Source organism: Gordonia humi, from assembly GCF_014197435.1.
Classification (GTDB): domain Bacteria; phylum Actinomycetota; class Actinomycetes; order Mycobacteriales; family Mycobacteriaceae; genus Gordonia; species Gordonia humi.
Genome location: NZ_JACIFP010000001.1, coordinates 4,659,100 through 4,676,919, shown reverse-complemented (window position 1 = coordinate 4,676,919; position 17,820 = coordinate 4,659,100). Strand labels below are relative to the sequence as shown.

Below are 17,820 nucleotides of genomic sequence, written 5' to 3'. Positions count from 1 at the left end.
ACTGCCGCACCGAATCGCCCCGGTGCGTTGTATGGATCCGATCTCGATGTCTGCCGTATCCCCGATGAGGAGTGACGTGGAAACACCTGACATGAACGATCTGCACCGCCGAGTCGCCGAACTGATCGACGTCCCCGCCGACGAATTCGGCCCGGATGAGAACTTGATCGAATGCGGACTGCAGTCGCTGCAGATGATCCGCTTCGCCACCGATCTCCGCCGCGGCGGGGTTCCGGTCGTCTTCGCCGACCTGGCCGCGACACCGACGGTGCGCGACTGGCACCGACTCATCGTCGAACGCGCCGCGAGTGCGTCGGTCGCGAGCGGCGAGGAGACGCATACGGACGAGGTGAGCCACGACGACGCTCCGTTCGAACTGGCGACGATGCAGCACGCGTACTGGATCGGTCGCCGGTCCGATCAGCCGCTGGGCGGAGTCGCCGCGCACCTGTACGCCGAGTTCGACTCTCCGACCGCCGGCGCGGCGATCGACGAGGATCTCCTGCGTGCCGCGGTCGAGGCGCTCGTGCACCGCCACTCGATGCTGCGCGCCGTCTTCGACGACGACGGCAGCCAACACGTGCCGCCGGAGCCCCGCGCAGAGGTCTACTCGGTGGTGGACCTGCGCGAATCGTCGCCCGACGAGGTCGCCGCCGCGCTCGGGCGCATGCGTGATGTGCGGACCCATCAGGTGATGCCCGCCGACGAGGGCAAGGTCGCCGACATCACCCTCACGCTGCTGCCGGGCGGACGCCATCGGCTGCACGTCGACATCGACATGCTCGCCGCCGACGCACTCAGCTATCGGACCCTGCTCGCCGACCTCGCCGCCTTCTACCGCGGGACCGGCGACGCGCTGGCGCCGATCGACTATTCGTACCGCAGATACCTCGCCGACAAGCCCCGTCGCGTCGAGGCGAGCGTCGACCGAGATTGCCGGTGGTGGTCCGAGCACCTCGACGATCTGCCCGATCCGCCGCGGCTGCCTCTGATACCCGAGCACGAGCGCGTCGACCCGCACCGGACGGTGCGATGCGAGCACTGGATCGACGCCGATGCCAAACAACGGCTCATCGATCGCGCCCGGCGGGCGGGCGTCACCCCGGCCGTGGTCCTCGCCGCGGTGTTCGCGCACGTCGTCGGATCCTGGTCGACCGACCGCGAGTTCCTGCTCAACGTGCCGCTGTTCGACCGCGAGCCGACCCATCCCGACGTCGAGCTCCTGAGCGGCGACTTCTCCAGTTCGATCATGCTGCCCGTCGATGCCGGTCACGAAAGCTTCGCCGACCTCGCCCTCGACATTCAGCGACGACTGCACCGCTACGCCGCGCACGCGTCGTATCCGGGTCTGGACGTGCTGCGCGACCTCGGCCGTCACCGCGGCGGTCAACTCCTGGCACCCGTGGTCTACACGAGCGGACTAGATCTGGGCGAGCTGTTCGCCGACGATGTGCTCGCCGCGTTCGGCGACCCCGTGTGGATCGTCTCCCAGGGCCCGCAGGTGGTCCTGGACGCGCAGGTGGTGGAGCTGCGGGGCGGGCTCCTCACCAACTGGGACGTCCGCGAGCACGCCTTCCCGCCCGGGATGATCGACGCGATGTTCATGCGCCACCGCGATCTCGTCGACCGGCTGATCAGCGCCGACGACGAGTGGTATCGCCCACTCGAGGCTCCGGCGCCCGCCCGGCAGACGGCGGTCCGGACGGCGATCGGTGAACCCGCCGCCGACGCCGTCCGCTGCATCCACGACGGATTCTTCGTCCACGCGGCATCGACACCGGAGGCGATCGCCGTCGTCGACGAGACCGGCCGCGCGCGCTCGTACGGCGGCGTCGCCGCCGACGCGCTGACGGTCGCGGGAGGTCTGGCGGCCGAGGGCGTGAGCGCGGGGGACGTCGTCGCGATCGACCTCCCCAAGGGCGCCGATCAGATCGTCGCGGTTCTCGCGATCCTCGCCGCGGGCGCCGCCTACCTGCCGGTGGGCGCCGATCAACCGCCCGCACGCGTGGAGCGGATGCATGCGATCGCGGCGCCGACACTGACCGTGACACCGCAGTCGCTGGCACGCCTGCGCGGTGCGAGGGCACTGGCGGCGCCGGTGCCGACCGACGTGTCGGCCACCGCGTACGTCATGTTCACCTCGGGGTCGACCGGCGAGCCGAAGGGCGTCGACGTGCCGCACGCGGCCGTCGCGAACACGCTCCGGGCGATGAACGACCACTTCGACGTGGGACCCGACGACCGCTCGATCGCGTTGTCGGCGTTGGAGTTCGACCTGTCGGTCCAGGAGACGCTCGGGCTGTTCGCCGTCGGCGGTTCGGTGGTGGCCGTCGATGAGGACACGCGCCGCGACGGCGTCGCCGCCGCGCGGCTCGTCCGCGAACACGGGGTGACGCAGCTGTACTGTGTCCCGTCGGTGCTCGACGTGCTGGTGACCGGCGGCGAACAGGTGCCCGGGTGGGCGCGCACGGTCGCCACCGTGATCCTCGGCGGGGACCGCGTGCTGCCCGCACTGATCGAACGCGTCCACGCCGTCGCGCCGTCGGCGCGGATCGCCGGCCTGGGCGGGGCCACCGAGACCGCGATCCACCACACCCTGTGCGAGGTGGACCCACAGCGGCCGGACCCGACCTGGCAGTGCGTGCCGTTCGGGAAGCCGCTGCCCGGCGTCCTCGCACGCGTGGTGAACGATCGCGGCCAGGACTGCCCGGACTGGGTGGCGGGTGAACTGTGGATCGGCGGAGCCGGTCTGGCCGACGGCTACCGAGCCGATCCGGCCCGGACCGCCGAACGGTTCGTCGAACACGACGGAGAACGCTGGTATCGGACCGGCGACATGACGCGCTATCGGCCCGACGGGACGATCGAATTCCTCGGACGCCGCGACGACCAGGTCAAGATCCGTGGGTTCCGCGTGGAGCTCGGCGAGATCGAGAACGCGTTGCGCGCCGACGAGGCGGTGACCGATGCGATCGCCGCCGTGCACGACGGCGTTCTGGTCGCCGCGGTGTCGGCACCGGACCCGGACACCGACGGCGACCGGATCCGCGACCGGCTCGCCGATCGTCTTCCGTCGTACATGATCCCGTCCGCCGTCCACGTGTTCGGTGGTTTCGAGCAGACCTCGAACGGGAAGATCGCCCGTGCGGCGATCCTGCGCGAGATCGCCGTCGCCGCGACGTCGACCGGCTCCGCGGCGCCGACGACGCCCTTGGAGCGGACGTTGGCTGCGCTGTTCGGGGACGTCATCGGCCGTGACCGCGTCGGCGCCGACGACGACTTCTTCGACATCGGCGGCGATTCGGTGCTCGCCACCCGGCTCGCCGGGCTGATCGGGCAGACGCTCCAGACGTCGTCGCTGACCGTCGCCGACCTGTTCGCCGCCCGCACCCCGCGGTCGCTGGCCCGGCGACTGGAGTCGCGGGCGGCCGACATCGAGCGGATCGACGCCGTGGCGCAGGTGTTCGTCGAGGTCCTGGACCTGTCGGACGGTGAACTCGACGAACTCGCCGCCTCCGAGTCGGCCGAACCGAACGGGGGTGTCCGATGAAGGGGGACGCCGACGTCACCGGCTGGTCGGCGATCGACTACGCCGACGTCAACGCCAACCAGGTCCGTTCGGCGATCGACGCCGTCGACGTCGCCCTGGCCGATCGTGCCGCGCGCGGGATCCCGTTCGAGGGCGACCCCGCGACCGCCGACATCGGTTGCGGTGCAGGCGAAGTGGCCGCTGATCTCGCCGCCCGCGGCTTCAGTGTGTACGCCACCGACTTCTCGCCGTCGATGGTGGACCAGACGCGGCGGCGCTGCCGCGACCATCCCGACACCGTGTCGGTCGACCGTGCGGACGCGAGCTCGTTGCGTCTGGCGCCCGGCGGCTTCGACATCGTGCACTGCTCGTGGGTGATGCACTGGCTCCCCGACGTCGGGCCGGTCCTGGACATGATGGCCGACGCGCTGCGCCCCGGCGGATACGTGGTGCTGCAGTGGAATGCGGGGCACCCCGCCGACGAACCGGAGGGACAGTTCGGCATCCTGCGGGAGGTCGCCGACCGACCGCGCTGGCGAGAACCGCTGCGGCAGGCGCCGTTCACGATGCGCAGGCATCCCTCCGCCGACGTCGTCGCGCGGCTCGCCGACGCGGGCCTCGACATCGTGTCGCGGATCGACGACATGGTGATCCCGCCGCCGCCGGACACGCCGCCGATGACGCTGGTGGACGTCCGCGAACGGGTCAAACGCACAGGCATGGGACTGCAGTCCGACGCCCTCGGCGACGATCTCGACGAGTTCCTCGACGAGGCGATCGCGGTGATGGTCGAGCGTGAGGCCACCTCGTTGCGCGACAGCCGAGTGATCGCGCGACGTCCGGACTCGGAAGAGCACCCGTGATCCTCGACGCCGCGCAGCGGGCCCGGCTCGCGCGCGAACTGGAACGTCGAGGCATCGCGGCGCCGCCGCGCGACGATGCGCCCGACACGGTGTCGGCCGACGGTCTGCCGCTGTCGTCGGAGCAGTCGCGAATGTACTTCGCGCAGCGCCTCGCACCCGAGTCCGCGGCCTACAACGTGCCGTACGTACTGGTGTTCACCGGGCCCGTCGACGCCGACGCCCTCGCCGCAGCCGTCGGCGACGTGGTGGCGCTGCACCCGATCCTGCACACCGTCTACCGCACCGGCGACGACGGACTGGTCCGCCAGTACACCGAGCCCGAACGGGTGCTGTGCGTCGAACGTCGACGCGTGAGCGGCACCGCGTCCGAGCAGACCGACGCCGTCGACGAGATCGCCCACGCGCAGATGATCGCGCCGTTCGACCTCGCCGCCGACCTGCCGGTCCGTGCCGCGGTCGTCACCGGAGACGATCTCACCGCGCTGACGCTGTCGATCCACCACATCGCCTTCGACGGGGGCTCCACCGACCGGTTCTTCGCCGATCTCGCGGCCTGCTACCGCACGCGGACCGGTGCCGGCGGCGGTCCGGACGCCGTCGGCGGGGGATACCACAGCTATGTCCGGTCCGGGCTCGGCGCGGCACCGGGCGTCTCCGACCACTGGCGTCGTCACCTCGACGGTCTTCCCGACAGCTCGGTCCTGCCCGCGCTGGGCGCCACCGACGGCACCGGCGACGACCGGGGCGCGCTGGTCATGCGGACTCTGCCGCCGACCCTCGGGCGCGCGGTGCTCGACACCGCGGCGGGCATCGGATGCCCGCCGCTCGTGCTGCTGTGGGCCGCCGTCGCACTGGTGCTTCGCGATCTCGGCGCCGGGGACCGCTTCGCCGTCGGCATGCCGGTCTCCACCCGTGAGGCCGCCGACCACGCCGACACCATCGGCGTCTTCGTCAACACGATCGCGCTGCCCACCGACCTGTCGCCGGACACCGCTCTCGGCGACCTCCTCGATGCGCTCACCGCCGAGTACCGCGAGCACGTCGCGCATTCGGCGGACGCCTTCGACGAGGTGGCGCGCGATCTGGCGAGCCGTCGTCGTCACCGGCTGTTCGAGGTGATGATCAATACGACGACGCCGGCACGGATCGACCTGGGCATCGACGGCACCACGGTCCGGTCGCGGCCGCCGCTGCGGATGTCGGCGCCGTTCCCCGTCACCGTCGGGATCTATCACGATGACGACGGTCCGGGGGTGTCGCTGCTGTATCAGCGCGCGCGAATCGACGCAGACCGGGCCGAACGACTGCTCGGCGCCGTGCTCGGCGCCCTCGCCCAACTGGTGTTTCATCCGGATCTGTCGGTAGCGCAGACCGCCGCGTTCGCGGCGTCGGCACCCGGGGTCGCGGGCGTACGTCGTCTCGTCGACGTGGACACCGTCGGTGGGCGGCCGGACACGACGGCGCGGGCGATCGCTCTGGCGGCCGCCGTGACCGCACCCGCCGCCGAACCGGAGGTGATCGACGGGCCGCTCGTGGCGGACGAGGACGGTCGGCGGGTGTGCGCCCTGCCGGATCGGATCGTCGACTCCGAGGCCGCCGAGGTGCTGCGTCGCGCGCTCGCGGCCGGCGCCGTGTCGCAGCCGACCGATCAGGTCGACCCCGACGATCCGGCCCTGCTCGACGTCGCCGAGGACTGGGCCGACTACCTCGACGACGGCGACGCGGACGCCGGGGAGAGCGCGCCGGGTGCACTCGTATCGGCGACGGCCGAGCTGTCGGGCGAACCGCCGCTCGCCGCACTCTGCCGGATCGGTGAACTCGTCTGCGCATCGCTGGCCGAGACGATCGCGGGAACCACCGCGCGCCTGTGGTTCATGCTCGACGAACCCGATCGCGACGATCCGCGCGCGTGGACCCGACTGGCCCGACGCCGTCGTTGCGCGCCGATCCTGGTGACCGGGGACGGTGTCGTCGACCGCCCCGATCCGCGGGTGTACCGCGTGATCCGGGACGTGAGTCCGCACACAGTGGACGTCCTCGACGTCGACCTCGAACCGGCCGACACCGTCACCGTGACCGTCGCGGGTGCGGCCCCGGCCGATGGTCCGAGCGTCGTCGTCTCGCGCGAGGAGGCCTGCTGGTCGGTGCGGGTCACCGTCGGCGGAGCGACGACGGGCGTCGACCCGGAGGCGTGGGCGGGCGCGCTCGCCGCCCGCATCGACGCCGTGCCCCGCGACGACGCACCGAACGGCGACATCCGACCGCTCGTGGAACTCGGCCCGTTCGACGTGGAACGGCTCACCGCCGACTACGGGCGGCTCACCGACGTGTGGCCGCTCACCACCTTGCAGCGGGGGCTGGCGGTGCACCTGCTCAAGTCCGACGACCGCGGCGCCGACGTCTACGCCACACAGCATGTGATCACCGTCGACGGCGACGTCGATCCGACCGTCCTGCGCCGCGCCGTCGACGCGGCCGTGGCCCGGCACCCGTCGGTGCGCGCGGCGTTCGTCACCGTCGGCGACGACCTGGTCCAGGTGATCCCCGAGAACACCCCCGTCGACGTGGCGGTGCACGATCGCGCGGTGACGAGCGCGCAGACCGCGGAGATCTTCGCCACGGCACTGCGCACCCCGTTCGATCCGACGCGCCCCCCGATGCTGCGGGTGAACGCCGCGCGCGGACTCGACCGAACGTGGCGGATCGCGTTCACCGTCCACCACATCCTGCTCGACGGGTGGTCCGGCGGACTGTTCCTCAGGGCCGTCCTCGACGCCTACACGGCGCTCGACGACGGGCGCGCCCCCGATCTCGTCGAGCCGTTCGGCATCCGGAGATATCACGAGTGGCTCGCGCGTCAGGACCGCGACGCGGCGGCCGACGCGGTCGCGGAATCGCTGCGCGACGTGCCCGAGACCACCTCGCTCGCCCCCGGCTTCGACCTGCTGGCCGCCGACTCGTCGAGCGCCGTCGAGTACGACTACCGTCTCGACCGCGGTCTCACCGGCGGGCTGCGGGCCCGCGCCGCCGAGCTCGCGGTGTCGTTGAACACCGTGCTCGAACTGGCCTGGGCGACGGCCCTCATGCGCGCCACCGGCAGCGACGACGTGTGCTTCGGCTCGGTCGTCTCCGGGCGCCCCGCCGAACTGGAAGGGTCCGAACACGCCGTCGGACTGTTGTTCAACACCGTGGTCACCCGGGTGCGGTGCACCCCGTGGACGCCCATCGCCGACGCCTGCCGCGACCTCCACGAAGCGAAGATCCGCGGCCTGCGGGCGCCGTTCGTCAGTCTCGGCGATCTGATCGCGCGCGGAGTGCCCGCGGACCTGTTCGACACGCTGTTCGTCTACCAGAACCATCCCAAGCTGGGTGCCGGCGTCTCGTTCGGTGCGGGCGGCCGGATCCGGGTGCGCGACACCGAGCTCAGCGATGCCACGAACTACCCGGTGACGGTCGCCGTCGACGACGGCGACGAGATGCGGGTGCGCGTCATGTATCACCGGACGGCGCTGACGTCCGAGCGGGTCGGTGCCGTGATGGCCGAGTTCGACGCCGTGCTCGGCGCCGTCGCCGCGGGCGAGGGCACGATATGCGCCGATCTGCGCACCGCCGCGCGAGTCCCGGTGCCCGAGGCCTGCCGGGGTGAGCCGGTGACCGGCGACCTCGTCGCGTCGGATGTGTGGGATCTGCTGCTGCGGCGCGCCGACCTCGCGGGCGAGAGTCCCGCGGTGGTCGCCGCGGGCCGCACTCTGACCTTCGCCGACCTGCGCGACCTCTCGCGCACGTTCGCCGCGATCCTGTCCGGGCGGGGCGTCGGGCCGGAGTCGCGCGTGGCCGTGCTCATGCGGCGCGACGAGCTGACCGTCGCCGCACTGTTCGGCGTGTTCGCCGTCCACGCGGCGTACGTTCCGATCGACGAGAAGCACCCGCCCGACCGGATCGCGTCGATCCTCGCCGAGGCCGATCCCGCCGTCGTACTGGTGTCCGGCGAGCTGCGCGGTCTTCTTCCGAGCGGACTCGATCCGATCGTGGTGGACGTCGACGACGCGCTGACCGCTTCTGCGTCGACCGGGACCGAGACGACGATGCCCGAGACACCTGCGGTCCGACACGAGCGGTGGCTCGACAACACGGCGTACGTGATCTTCACCTCGGGTTCGACGGGGCGGCCGAAGGGCGTCGTGGTGCCCTACCGCGGGCTCACCAACATGTATCTGAATCACGTGCGAGACATCTTCGACCCGGTGCTCGACGCGCGCGCCGACGGCGCCGACCCGCTGCGGGTGGCGCACACGACGTCGCTGGCGTTCGACGCGTCGTGGGAGCAGCTGTTCTGGATGCTGCACGGGCAGGTCGTGCACATCATCGACGACGACCTCCGCCGCGATCCGCGCCGCCTGCTCGACTACTTCCGCACGCATGCGATCTCCGCATGCGATGTCACACCGAGCTACGGGACCGTGCTCGTCGAACACGGACTGCTCGATCGGTCCGACGAGCGGTGGCCCGGGCTCGAATTCCTGTCACTGGGCGGGGAGGGCGTGCCCGCGAGCCTGTGGGACGCGATCCGGACGGTGCCCGGTCTGCGAGCGGCGAACCTCTACGGTCCCACCGAATACACGATCAACGCCGTGGGAGCCGATCTGCACGAGTTCGACCGGTCGTGCATCGGGCGGCCGATCGCGGGCACGACGGCCCTGGTCCTCGACTCGGCGCTCGCACCCGTGCCCGACGGGACCGTCGGCGAACTGTATCTCGCCGGTGTCGGCACCGCCCGCGGCTACGCCGAACGCGCCGATCTGACGGCCGAACGATTCGTCGCCGATCCCTTCGACCGCGCGGGCGGTCGCATGTACCGCACCGGCGACCTGGTGCGGTGCACCGCCGACGGCGGCCTGGACTACATCGGCCGCAGCGACGATCAGGTCAAGATCCGCGGCAACCGCGTGGAACCCGGCGAGATCGCCGATGTGCTGCGACGCCATCGCACCGTCCACGACTGCGCGGTGGTCGCGGTGACCGGCCAAGCGGGCACCGCGCGTCTGGCCGCCTACCTGGTGGCGCCGGACGCCGATCTCGACGCGATCCGCGAGCACGTGAGCGCCGAACTGCCCGCCTATATGGTGCCGGAGTCGTTCACCCCGGTGGAGCGGCTGCCGCTGACGGTGAACGGCAAGCTCGATCGGGCGGCGCTGCCCGAACCCGTCGCCGCGGCCGTCCGTCGCGGCGGGCCGCCCGCGAGCACCGTCGAGCAGGAGATCGTCGACGTCCTCGGCGACCTCCTCGACATCGATACGAGCGAGATCGGCCGACGTGACGACTTCTTCGCGTTGGGCGGCCACTCGCTGCTGGCCGTCCGGTTGGCGGCGCGGCTGTCGGCCGTCCTCGGCCGGGAGGTGAGTCTCGGGGAGATCTACGCCGGGGCCACCGCGGCCGACCTCGCACACGGCTCGCAGACTCGATCGGACGACTCGGCCGCGGTCGTCGACATCGTGGGCGGCGCGTCGGACGGCCCGCTGGTCTTCTGCATCCATCCCGCGGGCGGCTCCGCGCGGCCGTTCTTCGGGCTCCGCGCCCACGTCGACGACGACTGGACCGTCCGCGCCGTGCAGGATCTGGCGCTCGCGGACGCGACCGCCGGGTCGACGACGGTCGATGCGCTCCTCGACCGGCACGCGGACGAGATCGCCCGGGTCTGCCACGCGCGGGGGCGTGTCGTCGTCGGCCTCATCGGCTGGTCGTTCGGCGGTCAGCTGGCCTACCTGCTCACCGATGCGCTCGCGACGCGCGGCGTACGGGTCGCCTGCACCGTCCTGCTCGACTCCCATCTCCTCTCCGAGATGGGGGTGCCGCCGGCCTCCGACGAGCAGATCCTCGCCGCCGCAGACGAATTCGTGGCCGTACACGAGTCGGGGACCGGGGCCGACGACGACCGTAGGCGCGCCGAGCGAGTCCGCGAGTCGTATCTGCGGCATTCGCGGATGATGCATGCACCGGTTCCCCGGGCCACGGCGGTCCCGACCCTGCTCGTTCAGGCCCGCGGCACCGCCGGAGTCACCGACGCGCTGATCGCGCGGAGCGCACAGGTCTGGGCCGACCGTCTCGGCGACCTGTTGACGGTGATCTCGACCGACCTCGATCACCACGGCATGGCCACGGCGCAGGGCTGGGCGGTCACCGCCCCCGCGATCGTGGACTTCTTCGCCGACCATGTCTTCGGCGAGGACCGACTCCTCGCCGACACCGGGAAAGGTATACGACAATGATTCGCACTGGAAACACACGAATCGAGAGCATTCGGGCCAGGAGGCCCCTGTCCGTCCGATGGTGGGCGCTGGCAGCCGTACTGCTCCTCGTCGCCGGGCTGAGCGCCTGCGGCAGCTCCGACGACGACGGCGACGGCGACGGTTCCGGAGCGATCTCGGTGACACACGCGAAGGGCACCGCGGAGTTGCCCGGCGCACCCGAGCGCATCGTCGCGGTCGGTTCCGGCGACGTGCAGATCGCCGTGGCGCTCGGCGGGGACGTCGTCGGCGCGGTCGCGAACCCGTCCGCACCCGACAAGAACTGGCCGGGGACCTCACCGGCGCTGCCGGCGTCGGTGATGAGCCTGGACAGCATGACCCCCAACATCGAGGCGATCGCGGCGCTCCGCCCGGACGTCATCCTCGCCACCACCGCACAGCAGCCGTACATCGACAAGTACGACGAACTGTCGCACATCGCACCGACGGTCGTGTACAAGACCGAGCCGTTCGCCGACTCGGGTGAGACCCTCGTCGAACTCATCGGACAGGCGCTCGGGAAGTCGGACGCCGCACGCGAGCTGATCGCCTCGTCGCAGAAGAAGATCACCGAGTTCACCGCGGCGAACCCGAAGATCAAGGGCATGTCGTACGCGTTCGGCCAGTTCGCGGGCGACCAGCTGTACCTGCTGGCCTCGGAGAAGAACCCGTCGACCCGGTTCTTCGCCTCGCTCGGCATGACCCTGGACCCGCAGGTCGCCGAACTCGGCGCGCAGGGGACGCAGGGCGGGTTCACCGTGCTGGCCCCGGAGAACTACACGCGCGTCTCGTCGGCGCAGAAGGTGTTGGTGAGCACGCCCGGCGACGAGGGCGGCAAGGACTTCTCGAGCCGTCCGGTCGTCGCGTCGGCGTTCGGTGACCACCTGCGGGTCATCTCGACCGACCTCGCCGGCGCACTGTTGACCGCGAATCCGGCGTCGACGTCGTATCTGCTCGAGCAGCTGCGGCCGGCACTCGCCTGATGCGATCGGCGGCATTCGCGAGTGCGCTCGCGTCGCGGCTCGCCGCGCGCGGGCTGCACCCGCCGGACTCCGGCGCGGCGGAGCCGGCCATCGCGGTCGACGCCGAACGGCTCGACGCGGGTGAACGTCGCCTGTGGACGCTGGCCCGGATCGATCCGGACGACGTCTCGCACAACATTGGGATCATCTGGTGGTTCACCGCCGACGACGGTGTCGACGCCGCCCGGCTCGCCGACGCCGTCCGCGCCGCGACGGGCGCCGAACCGGTCCTGCGCAGTGTGATCGGCGGCGACGCGGATGAGCCGCGCTGGGTCGAGACCGATGCGGCGCCGCGCGTCGACGTCGTCGTCGGCGATCGTGAGGCGGTGCGTCGACGGACCCGCGACCTCGCGTCGACACCGTTCGACCTGGGCCGCGAAGCGCCCTGGCGCGCACAGGTCGTCGACACCGCCGACGGGGGTGCGGCCGTCGCATTCGTCGCGCACCACATCGCGGTCGACGACCGGTCGTGGGAGGTGCTCGTGACCGTGATCCTGCGGGCGTACGAGGGGACGCCGCCGCAGCGCCGTGCACGACGGTCGAGGCCGGTCGCGAGCGCCGAGCGGATCGCTGCAGCAGCCGCGGCCGCGGCCGGCGACGAACCTCGTGACGACCTCGACTTCGGTCCGGCGGGCGGCGCCTCGTCCGGGCGCGGGGCGGGCGCCCGGGTGCGCGCCGAGATCGGGGCGGACGCCGCGGCGCTCGACGCCGCGGCCCGTCGCTCGGGCGGATCGGTGTTCTCCCTGGTCCTGGCGCTCGGCACGGTGGCCGTCCATGCCGTGACCGGCGCGAGGCGTCCACCCGTGGTGACCCCCGTGGTGCACCGCGACGGCACCGACTCCACGGTCGGCTACTTCGGAAATCTGGTGCCCGTCCCGGTGACGGTGGATCCGGCGGGCACTCTGTCGGAGGCGATCGGCGCCGCGACCCGGGCTGGATACCGCGCACTGGAGTTCCGCGACGTCGACTTCGACCAGCTCGCGGCCCGCAGCGGACCGCGTGATGCTGCCACGCTCATGATCGCGGTGCGGACCAATCCGGGCCGGGTCGCGACGCCGTCGCCGTTGTCGGTCGTCAGCGAGCCGGTGTCCACGGACACCAGCCAATTCGGTCTGAGCGTGACCGTCGATCTCGGTGCGCCGGGCGTGGCCCCGACGGTCGAGGTCGATCATCTTCTCGCCGTGGTGCATCCGTCGACCGCCCGCGCTGTCGCACGGTTGACCGCGGAGCTTGTCGAGACCGTGTGCGCGGGCGCCGACCCGACCGTCGACGCCGCGGTGGCCGGGCCCCTGCCCGCCGAGCCCGCGGCGGGCGGGGACGCCACCGTCGTCGAGATGATCCGGGACCGGATCGCAGGCCGTCCGGAGGCCACCGCGCTGACGGGTTCGGCCGCGCCGACGGAGGTCGACTACCGCGGGCTCGGCGTCGCCGTCGACTCGCTGGCCGACCGCCTGCTCGCGCGGTGGCGGCCGCAGACACCGATCGCGATCCTGTGTGACGGCGCCGACCGGGTGGTCGCCCTGCTCGCGATCTGGGAGGCGGGCATGGCCGCGGTGCCCGTCGACACGACCTATCCGGTGGACGGTATCGGACGGGTGCTCGCGGCGACCGGGGCGCGAGCCGCCGTGATCGACGACGCGGGCGCGGAGGTCCTGGATGCCGCGGGCGGGCCCATCGAGCGGATTCGCGCGGCCGGAGAGGGCTCCGACGGTGGCCGCGGCCGCCGACCGCACCCCGAATCGGTCGCCTACCTGGGCACCACGTCGGGCAGCACCGGTGCGCCCAAAGTGATCCCGGTCAGTCATCGGGCGCTCGCCGCCCGCGTGCGATGGGCGGCGCGACACTGGCCCGTCGAGCCGGGCGAGATCCGGCTGGCGAAGAGTTCGATGAACTTCGTCGACGGCGTCACCGAGGTGGTCGACGCCCTGTGCGCGGGCATCGGTCTGCACCTGGTCGACGCCCCCGACCGCGCCGATCCCCGCGGCCTCGCGGCGGCGATGGACGCGGCGTCGTGCCGGCATCTGATGGCGGTGCCGACCGTGTGGGACAGCCTGATCCGGCAGACGCCGGACGCCGTCGCACGACTGGAACGCATCGTGCTCACCGGCGCGCGGCCGCCGCACGAGGTGACGGCGGCGTTGACGGCGACCGGTGTCGAGGTCCGCAATTCGTACGGGTGCGCGGAACTGGCCGGGGACGTCGTCGAGGGTCCGGTCGGAGACCCGGGCGGCCCCACGGTCGGTCGCCTGTCGGACAGTGGGGTCAGGGTCCTCGACGGCCGGCTGCGACCGGTGCGCGCGGGGGTCGTCGGCGTCGTGTACGTCGCGGGGCCGTCGCTCGCCCACGGCTATCTGGACGACCCCGCCGCCACCGCGCGGGCGTTCGTCGCCGATCCGCAGCGGCCGGGGGAGCGGATGTTCTGCACCGGCGATCGGGGGCGGGTCACCGAGACGGGCGATCTCGCGATCCTCGGACGTCCGGACGGTCGGATGAAGATCAACGGCGTGCGGCTCGAGCGGGCCGAGGCCGAGAGCGCACTCCTGTCGATGCCGGGGGTGGCGGCGGCCGCGGTCGTCGTCGCGTCTACGGACGCCGGTGTCGATACGCTCGTCGGTCTGGTCGAGGCCACCGAACCGTTCGACCGTCTGACCACCGTGCGCGGAGCGTCGTCGTCGTTGCCGCCGGGGGTGGCCGTCGCCGACGTCCGACGCCTGGACCGGCTGCCGACGCTGCCGAGCGGAAAGGTCGACTACGGCGCCCTGCGCGCGGCGATCCCGCACGAGCAGCGCAGCGAGCCCGTCGGAGCGGCGCACCGCACCGTCGCCGATCTGGCCGCGCAGATCCTCGGCGTGGACGACGTCGGTGTCGACGCCGACCTGTTCGCGTGCGGCGCCAACAGCATGCACCTGGTGGAACTGAGCAGACGGGCGCGCGAGGAGGGCTTCGCCTTCACCGCCGCCGACGTGTTCGAACTCCGCACGGTCGGTGCGCTCGTCGACCGATTCGCCGGGTCGCGCAGGCCGGCCGGCGAGGGGTCGGTGACCGCGGTGTCGTCGGCACCGTCGTCGCGCTGGTTCACCGGTGGCTCTCCACCGATCCGGGGCACCGTCGCCTGTCCGGCCGAGGTGGATGTGAGCGCTCTGCGGGAGCGGGTCGGGCGGTTCGCGCGCGATGTGCCCGCGCTGCGGCGGACGGTGTCGGTCTCGCGGCGCGGGCGGATACGGATCGCGCAGTCCGAGGGCTGCGCCGTACCTGTCATCGAACCCGACACCGATACCGACGACGGCGCGGGCACCGCGGTCGTCGTCGACCGAGCGGCGGCGACGCTGACCGTCCGCGCCTCGCCCTTCGTCCTGGACACCGTGTCGGCCCGGAAGGTCGCCGCACTGCTGATCTCCGACGGCGATCGCCCGGAGATCGGTGGCGCCGCGGTCGAAGGCAGCGATGGGGTCCCTGCCGGGCGGACACACGTGTGGTCGAGCGACGGTGGGTCGCGGACAGAGGTCGCGGGCCGGCTGTCGTCGTACTCCGGCGACCGGGCCGCGGCGGCCCGAGCGCTCGCAGCGGCCTTCGTCGCGGTGACCGGCGTGCGTCCTTCGCTGGACGTCGAGTGGCGGCCCGATGTCGAGACGTCGGTTCTCGGACCGCTGACCGATCTGGTTCCCGCAGACGACCTGGACGCCGGCGGTGCCGACCAACTGGACCGGAGGCACGCGGCGGTCGCGACGGCGTGGGGCTCGCGTGAGGGGCGACGAAGCCTGTCCGAGGAGCGTCCCGCCGACGTCGCGGTGATGTTCGACGAACGGTGGGACACCGCACATCCGGTGACCGTCGTGGTCGCCGACGACGGAAGCGTCGTCGCCCACACGTCGTCGCCGGACTGTCCGCCGGACGTCCTCGCGGCCGTGCTCGCGCGATGGGATGCCGACCCGTCGAGCCCGCCGATCACCTGACCCGCGCAGCACGCACCGTTCTCCGCGGCCGGCCGGGTGAGGTGTTGCACGGTGCGCGCGACACCTGACGTAGACTCACTACCCGTCGGCCGCCGAGTCCCCAGCAAGGCTGCCGATGTGACCGGACGGCGCTGCGCGCCGTCGTATGCCGTGACGGCCGGTCCCCGCTCTCGTAGCTCAGGGGATAGAGCACCGCTCTCCTAAAGCGGGTGTCGCAGGTTCGAATCCTGCCGGGAGCACCACGATTCGCGGCGTTCGCCGAGATATCCGCGGCAGGCAGGGACTTTCGCGGCATTCGGGAATGCCGCGAAAGTCGGGCTAAGCCGCGGATACCTCGACGGCGACCGGTTTCTCGGCATCGGCGATGCGCGTGCTGTCCTTGACGATGAACTGGCCGGTGCTCGACGCCGTGCCGCTCGCGCGCACTACCGTGTACACCATGACTGCACAGAAATCGGGCGCGCTCACCGTGCTGGTGACCGGCGCAAGCAGCGGCATCGGCGCGGAGGTCGCACGGCAGATGGTGGCTGCGGGCCACGACGTGTACGGCACCAGCCGCAACCCCGACACCGTGAAGGACCCGGTCCCGGGCGTCACGTATGTCCGCCTGGACAACGCCGACTACTCGTCGGCGGCCGAGTGCGTCGCCGCGGTCGGCGAGGTCGACGTTCTGATCAACAACGCGGGCGAGAGCGCGGCCGGCGCGTTCGAGGACACCCCGATGGACGCTGTGGAGCATCTCTTCGCGGTCAACGTGTTCGGCCCCGTCGCCCTGACCAAGGCGGTGCTGCCCGGGATGCGGCAGCGGCGACGCGGCACCGTCGTCATGGTGGGATCGATGCTCGCGAGCTTTCCCGTCGCTTTCCGCACCAACTACGCGGCCACCAAGGCGGCGCTCAAGGGCTACGCGATGGCTCTGCGCCGCGAAGTGGCGCCCTACGGAGTCCACGTGGTGACCGTCGAACCCGGCACCATCGCCACCGGCATCGGCGACCGACGCACCATCCACATCGGCGACGACTCGCCCTACCGCGCCGAATACGAGACCCTCGCGGCCGCCACCCGCGCCAACGAGGACAAGGGCATCTCGGCGACGGCGATGGCGAAGACCGTCGTCGACGCCGCCCTCGCCGAACAGCCGAAACCGTTGTACGCACGCGGCAATCGCGCGCCGATCGTGTTCGCTCTGCAACGACTCGCCCCGCGTCAACTGGTGCTCGACCTGACGGCGCGTGTGCACGGGCTGGCTCGGATCCGCCCGTGACCGCGGTGACTCTCCGCGTGATCGGCATCGGCCCCGGAGGCCCGCGCCAGATCACCCTCGAAGCCGTCGACGCGATCGCCGAGACCGACGTGTTCCTGATCCTCGACAAGGGGGAGCGCACCGCCGAACTGACCGCGGCTCGCCGACAGATGCTCGACGCGCACGCCGCGCCCGGCCACGCCGTCGTCGCGGTCGCCGATCCACCGCGCGACCGGAACCCCGCCGATTACGAGGCCGAGGTCCGTCGCTGGCACGCCGCTCGGGTCGATGCGATCGACGCCGCTCTGGTCGAGCACCTGCCCGACGGCGGGAACGCCGCGATCCTCGTCTGGGGCGACCCGGCCCTCTACGACTCGACGCTGCGCATCACCGACGCCCTCGCCGCACGACGCGGCGACCTGACCGTCGAGGTGATTCCCGGCGTCACCAGCGTGTCGGCGCTGACCGCGGCGCACGGCATCGTCGCGCACGGCATCGGCGAACCGATGTTCACCACCACGGGTCGTCGGTTGTCCGACACGCCCGCCGGGGCGGACCTCAATCAGTTCGTCATGCTCGACTCGTCGCTGGCGTTCCGCGAGACCGCCGCACCCGACGACCTCGTCCACTGGGGCGCCTACGTCGGCACCGAACACCAGATCCTGGTGAGCGGGCGGGTCGGTGACGTGACCGACGAGATCGTCGCCAGACGCGCCGAGGCCCGTGAGCGGCTGGGCTGGATCATGGACGTCTATCTGCTGCAGAAGCGGCGCTGAGCGGTCGGCCCGCCGAACCGTTCGCACCCGTACCGCCGGCGTCGCACTGACTCGACGCGCCCTGATCGGCGGCCCGCCCGCTGAGCGCGTCGACCGAGTAGCCCGACCTCGGCGCCGCTGCGCGACATCGAGACGGCTCCGTAGTGGATC

8 protein-coding genes and 1 tRNA gene are annotated in these 17,820 nt (G+C 71.9%); 8 read left to right on the top strand and 1 reads right to left on the bottom strand.

Annotated elements, in window-relative coordinates:
• Positions 1 to 76: 76 nt before the first annotated feature.
• The 6 genes from BKA16_RS21670 (at position 77) to BKA16_RS21645 (ending at position 15,893) form a co-directional block, all read left to right on the top strand.
• On the top strand, positions 77 to 3,550 hold the full coding sequence (locus tag BKA16_RS21670) for an amino acid adenylation domain-containing protein (protein ID WP_343067569.1): 3,474 nt from the start codon (positions 77 to 79) through the stop codon (positions 3,548 to 3,550).
• Positions 3,547 to 4,392, top strand: a complete 846-nt coding sequence (locus tag BKA16_RS21665) for a class I SAM-dependent methyltransferase (RefSeq protein WP_183372616.1) — start codon at positions 3,547 to 3,549, stop codon at positions 4,390 to 4,392. Before BKA16_RS21670 ends, BKA16_RS21665 begins: the two co-directional genes overlap by 4 nt.
• Positions 4,389 to 10,658 (top strand): non-ribosomal peptide synthetase, encoded by a 6,270-nt coding sequence (locus tag BKA16_RS21660; protein ID WP_183372615.1) that lies wholly within the window; start codon positions 4,389 to 4,391, stop codon positions 10,656 to 10,658. Before BKA16_RS21665 ends, BKA16_RS21660 begins: the two co-directional genes overlap by 4 nt.
• Entirely contained in the window at positions 10,655 to 11,659 is a 1,005-nt protein-coding gene (locus BKA16_RS21655) for an ABC transporter substrate-binding protein (protein WP_183372614.1), read from the top strand. Before BKA16_RS21660 ends, BKA16_RS21655 begins: the two co-directional genes overlap by 4 nt.
• The gene (locus BKA16_RS21650) at positions 11,659 to 15,651 is read left to right on the top strand and encodes an AMP-binding protein (RefSeq protein ID WP_183372613.1); all 3,993 of its coding nucleotides are present in this window, start codon (positions 11,659 to 11,661) and stop codon (positions 15,649 to 15,651) included. The genes BKA16_RS21655 and BKA16_RS21650 overlap by 1 nt, the downstream gene beginning before the upstream one ends.
• 166 nt (positions 15,652 to 15,817) lie before the next feature.
• Positions 15,818 to 15,893 (top strand) — tRNA-Arg (locus BKA16_RS21645).
• A gap of 76 nt (positions 15,894 to 15,969) precedes the next feature.
• Here the strand turns inward: BKA16_RS21645 and BKA16_RS24120 are convergent.
• The gene (locus BKA16_RS24120; protein WP_281378432.1) at positions 15,970 to 16,092 is read right to left on the bottom strand and encodes a hypothetical protein; all 123 of its coding nucleotides are present in this window, start codon (positions 16,090 to 16,092) and stop codon (positions 15,970 to 15,972) included.
• On the opposite strand from BKA16_RS24120, the gene BKA16_RS21640 reads away from it, so the two are divergent.
• Positions 16,091 to 16,915, top strand: coding sequence for an SDR family oxidoreductase (locus BKA16_RS21640; protein ID WP_183372612.1), 825 nt, complete (start codon positions 16,091 to 16,093; stop codon positions 16,913 to 16,915). The two genes, BKA16_RS24120 and BKA16_RS21640, sit on opposite strands and share 2 nt — an antisense overlap.
• 5 nt (positions 16,916 to 16,920) lie before the next feature.
• Positions 16,921 to 17,670, top strand: coding sequence for a precorrin-6A synthase (deacetylating) (gene cobF, locus BKA16_RS21635; protein ID WP_183373233.1), 750 nt, complete (start codon positions 16,921 to 16,923; stop codon positions 17,668 to 17,670).
• Positions 17,671 to 17,820 lie beyond the last annotated feature (150 nt).

Excerpts from the sequence above, each read along its gene's own strand:
- BKA16_RS21650 (WP_183372613.1), top strand. The coding sequence starts at position 11,659 with ATGCGATCGGCGGCATTCGCGAGTGCGCTCGCGTCGCGGCTCGCCGCG.
- BKA16_RS24120 (WP_281378432.1), bottom strand. The coding sequence starts at position 16,092 with ATGGTGTACACGGTAGTGCGCGCGAGCGGCACGGCGTCGAGCACCGGC.
- BKA16_RS21640 (WP_183372612.1), top strand. The coding sequence starts at position 16,091 with ATGACTGCACAGAAATCGGGCGCGCTCACCGTGCTGGTGACCGGCGCA.
- BKA16_RS21665 (WP_183372616.1), top strand. The coding sequence starts at position 3,547 with ATGAAGGGGGACGCCGACGTCACCGGCTGGTCGGCGATCGACTACGCC.
- BKA16_RS21655 (WP_183372614.1), top strand. The coding sequence starts at position 10,655 with ATGATTCGCACTGGAAACACACGAATCGAGAGCATTCGGGCCAGGAGG.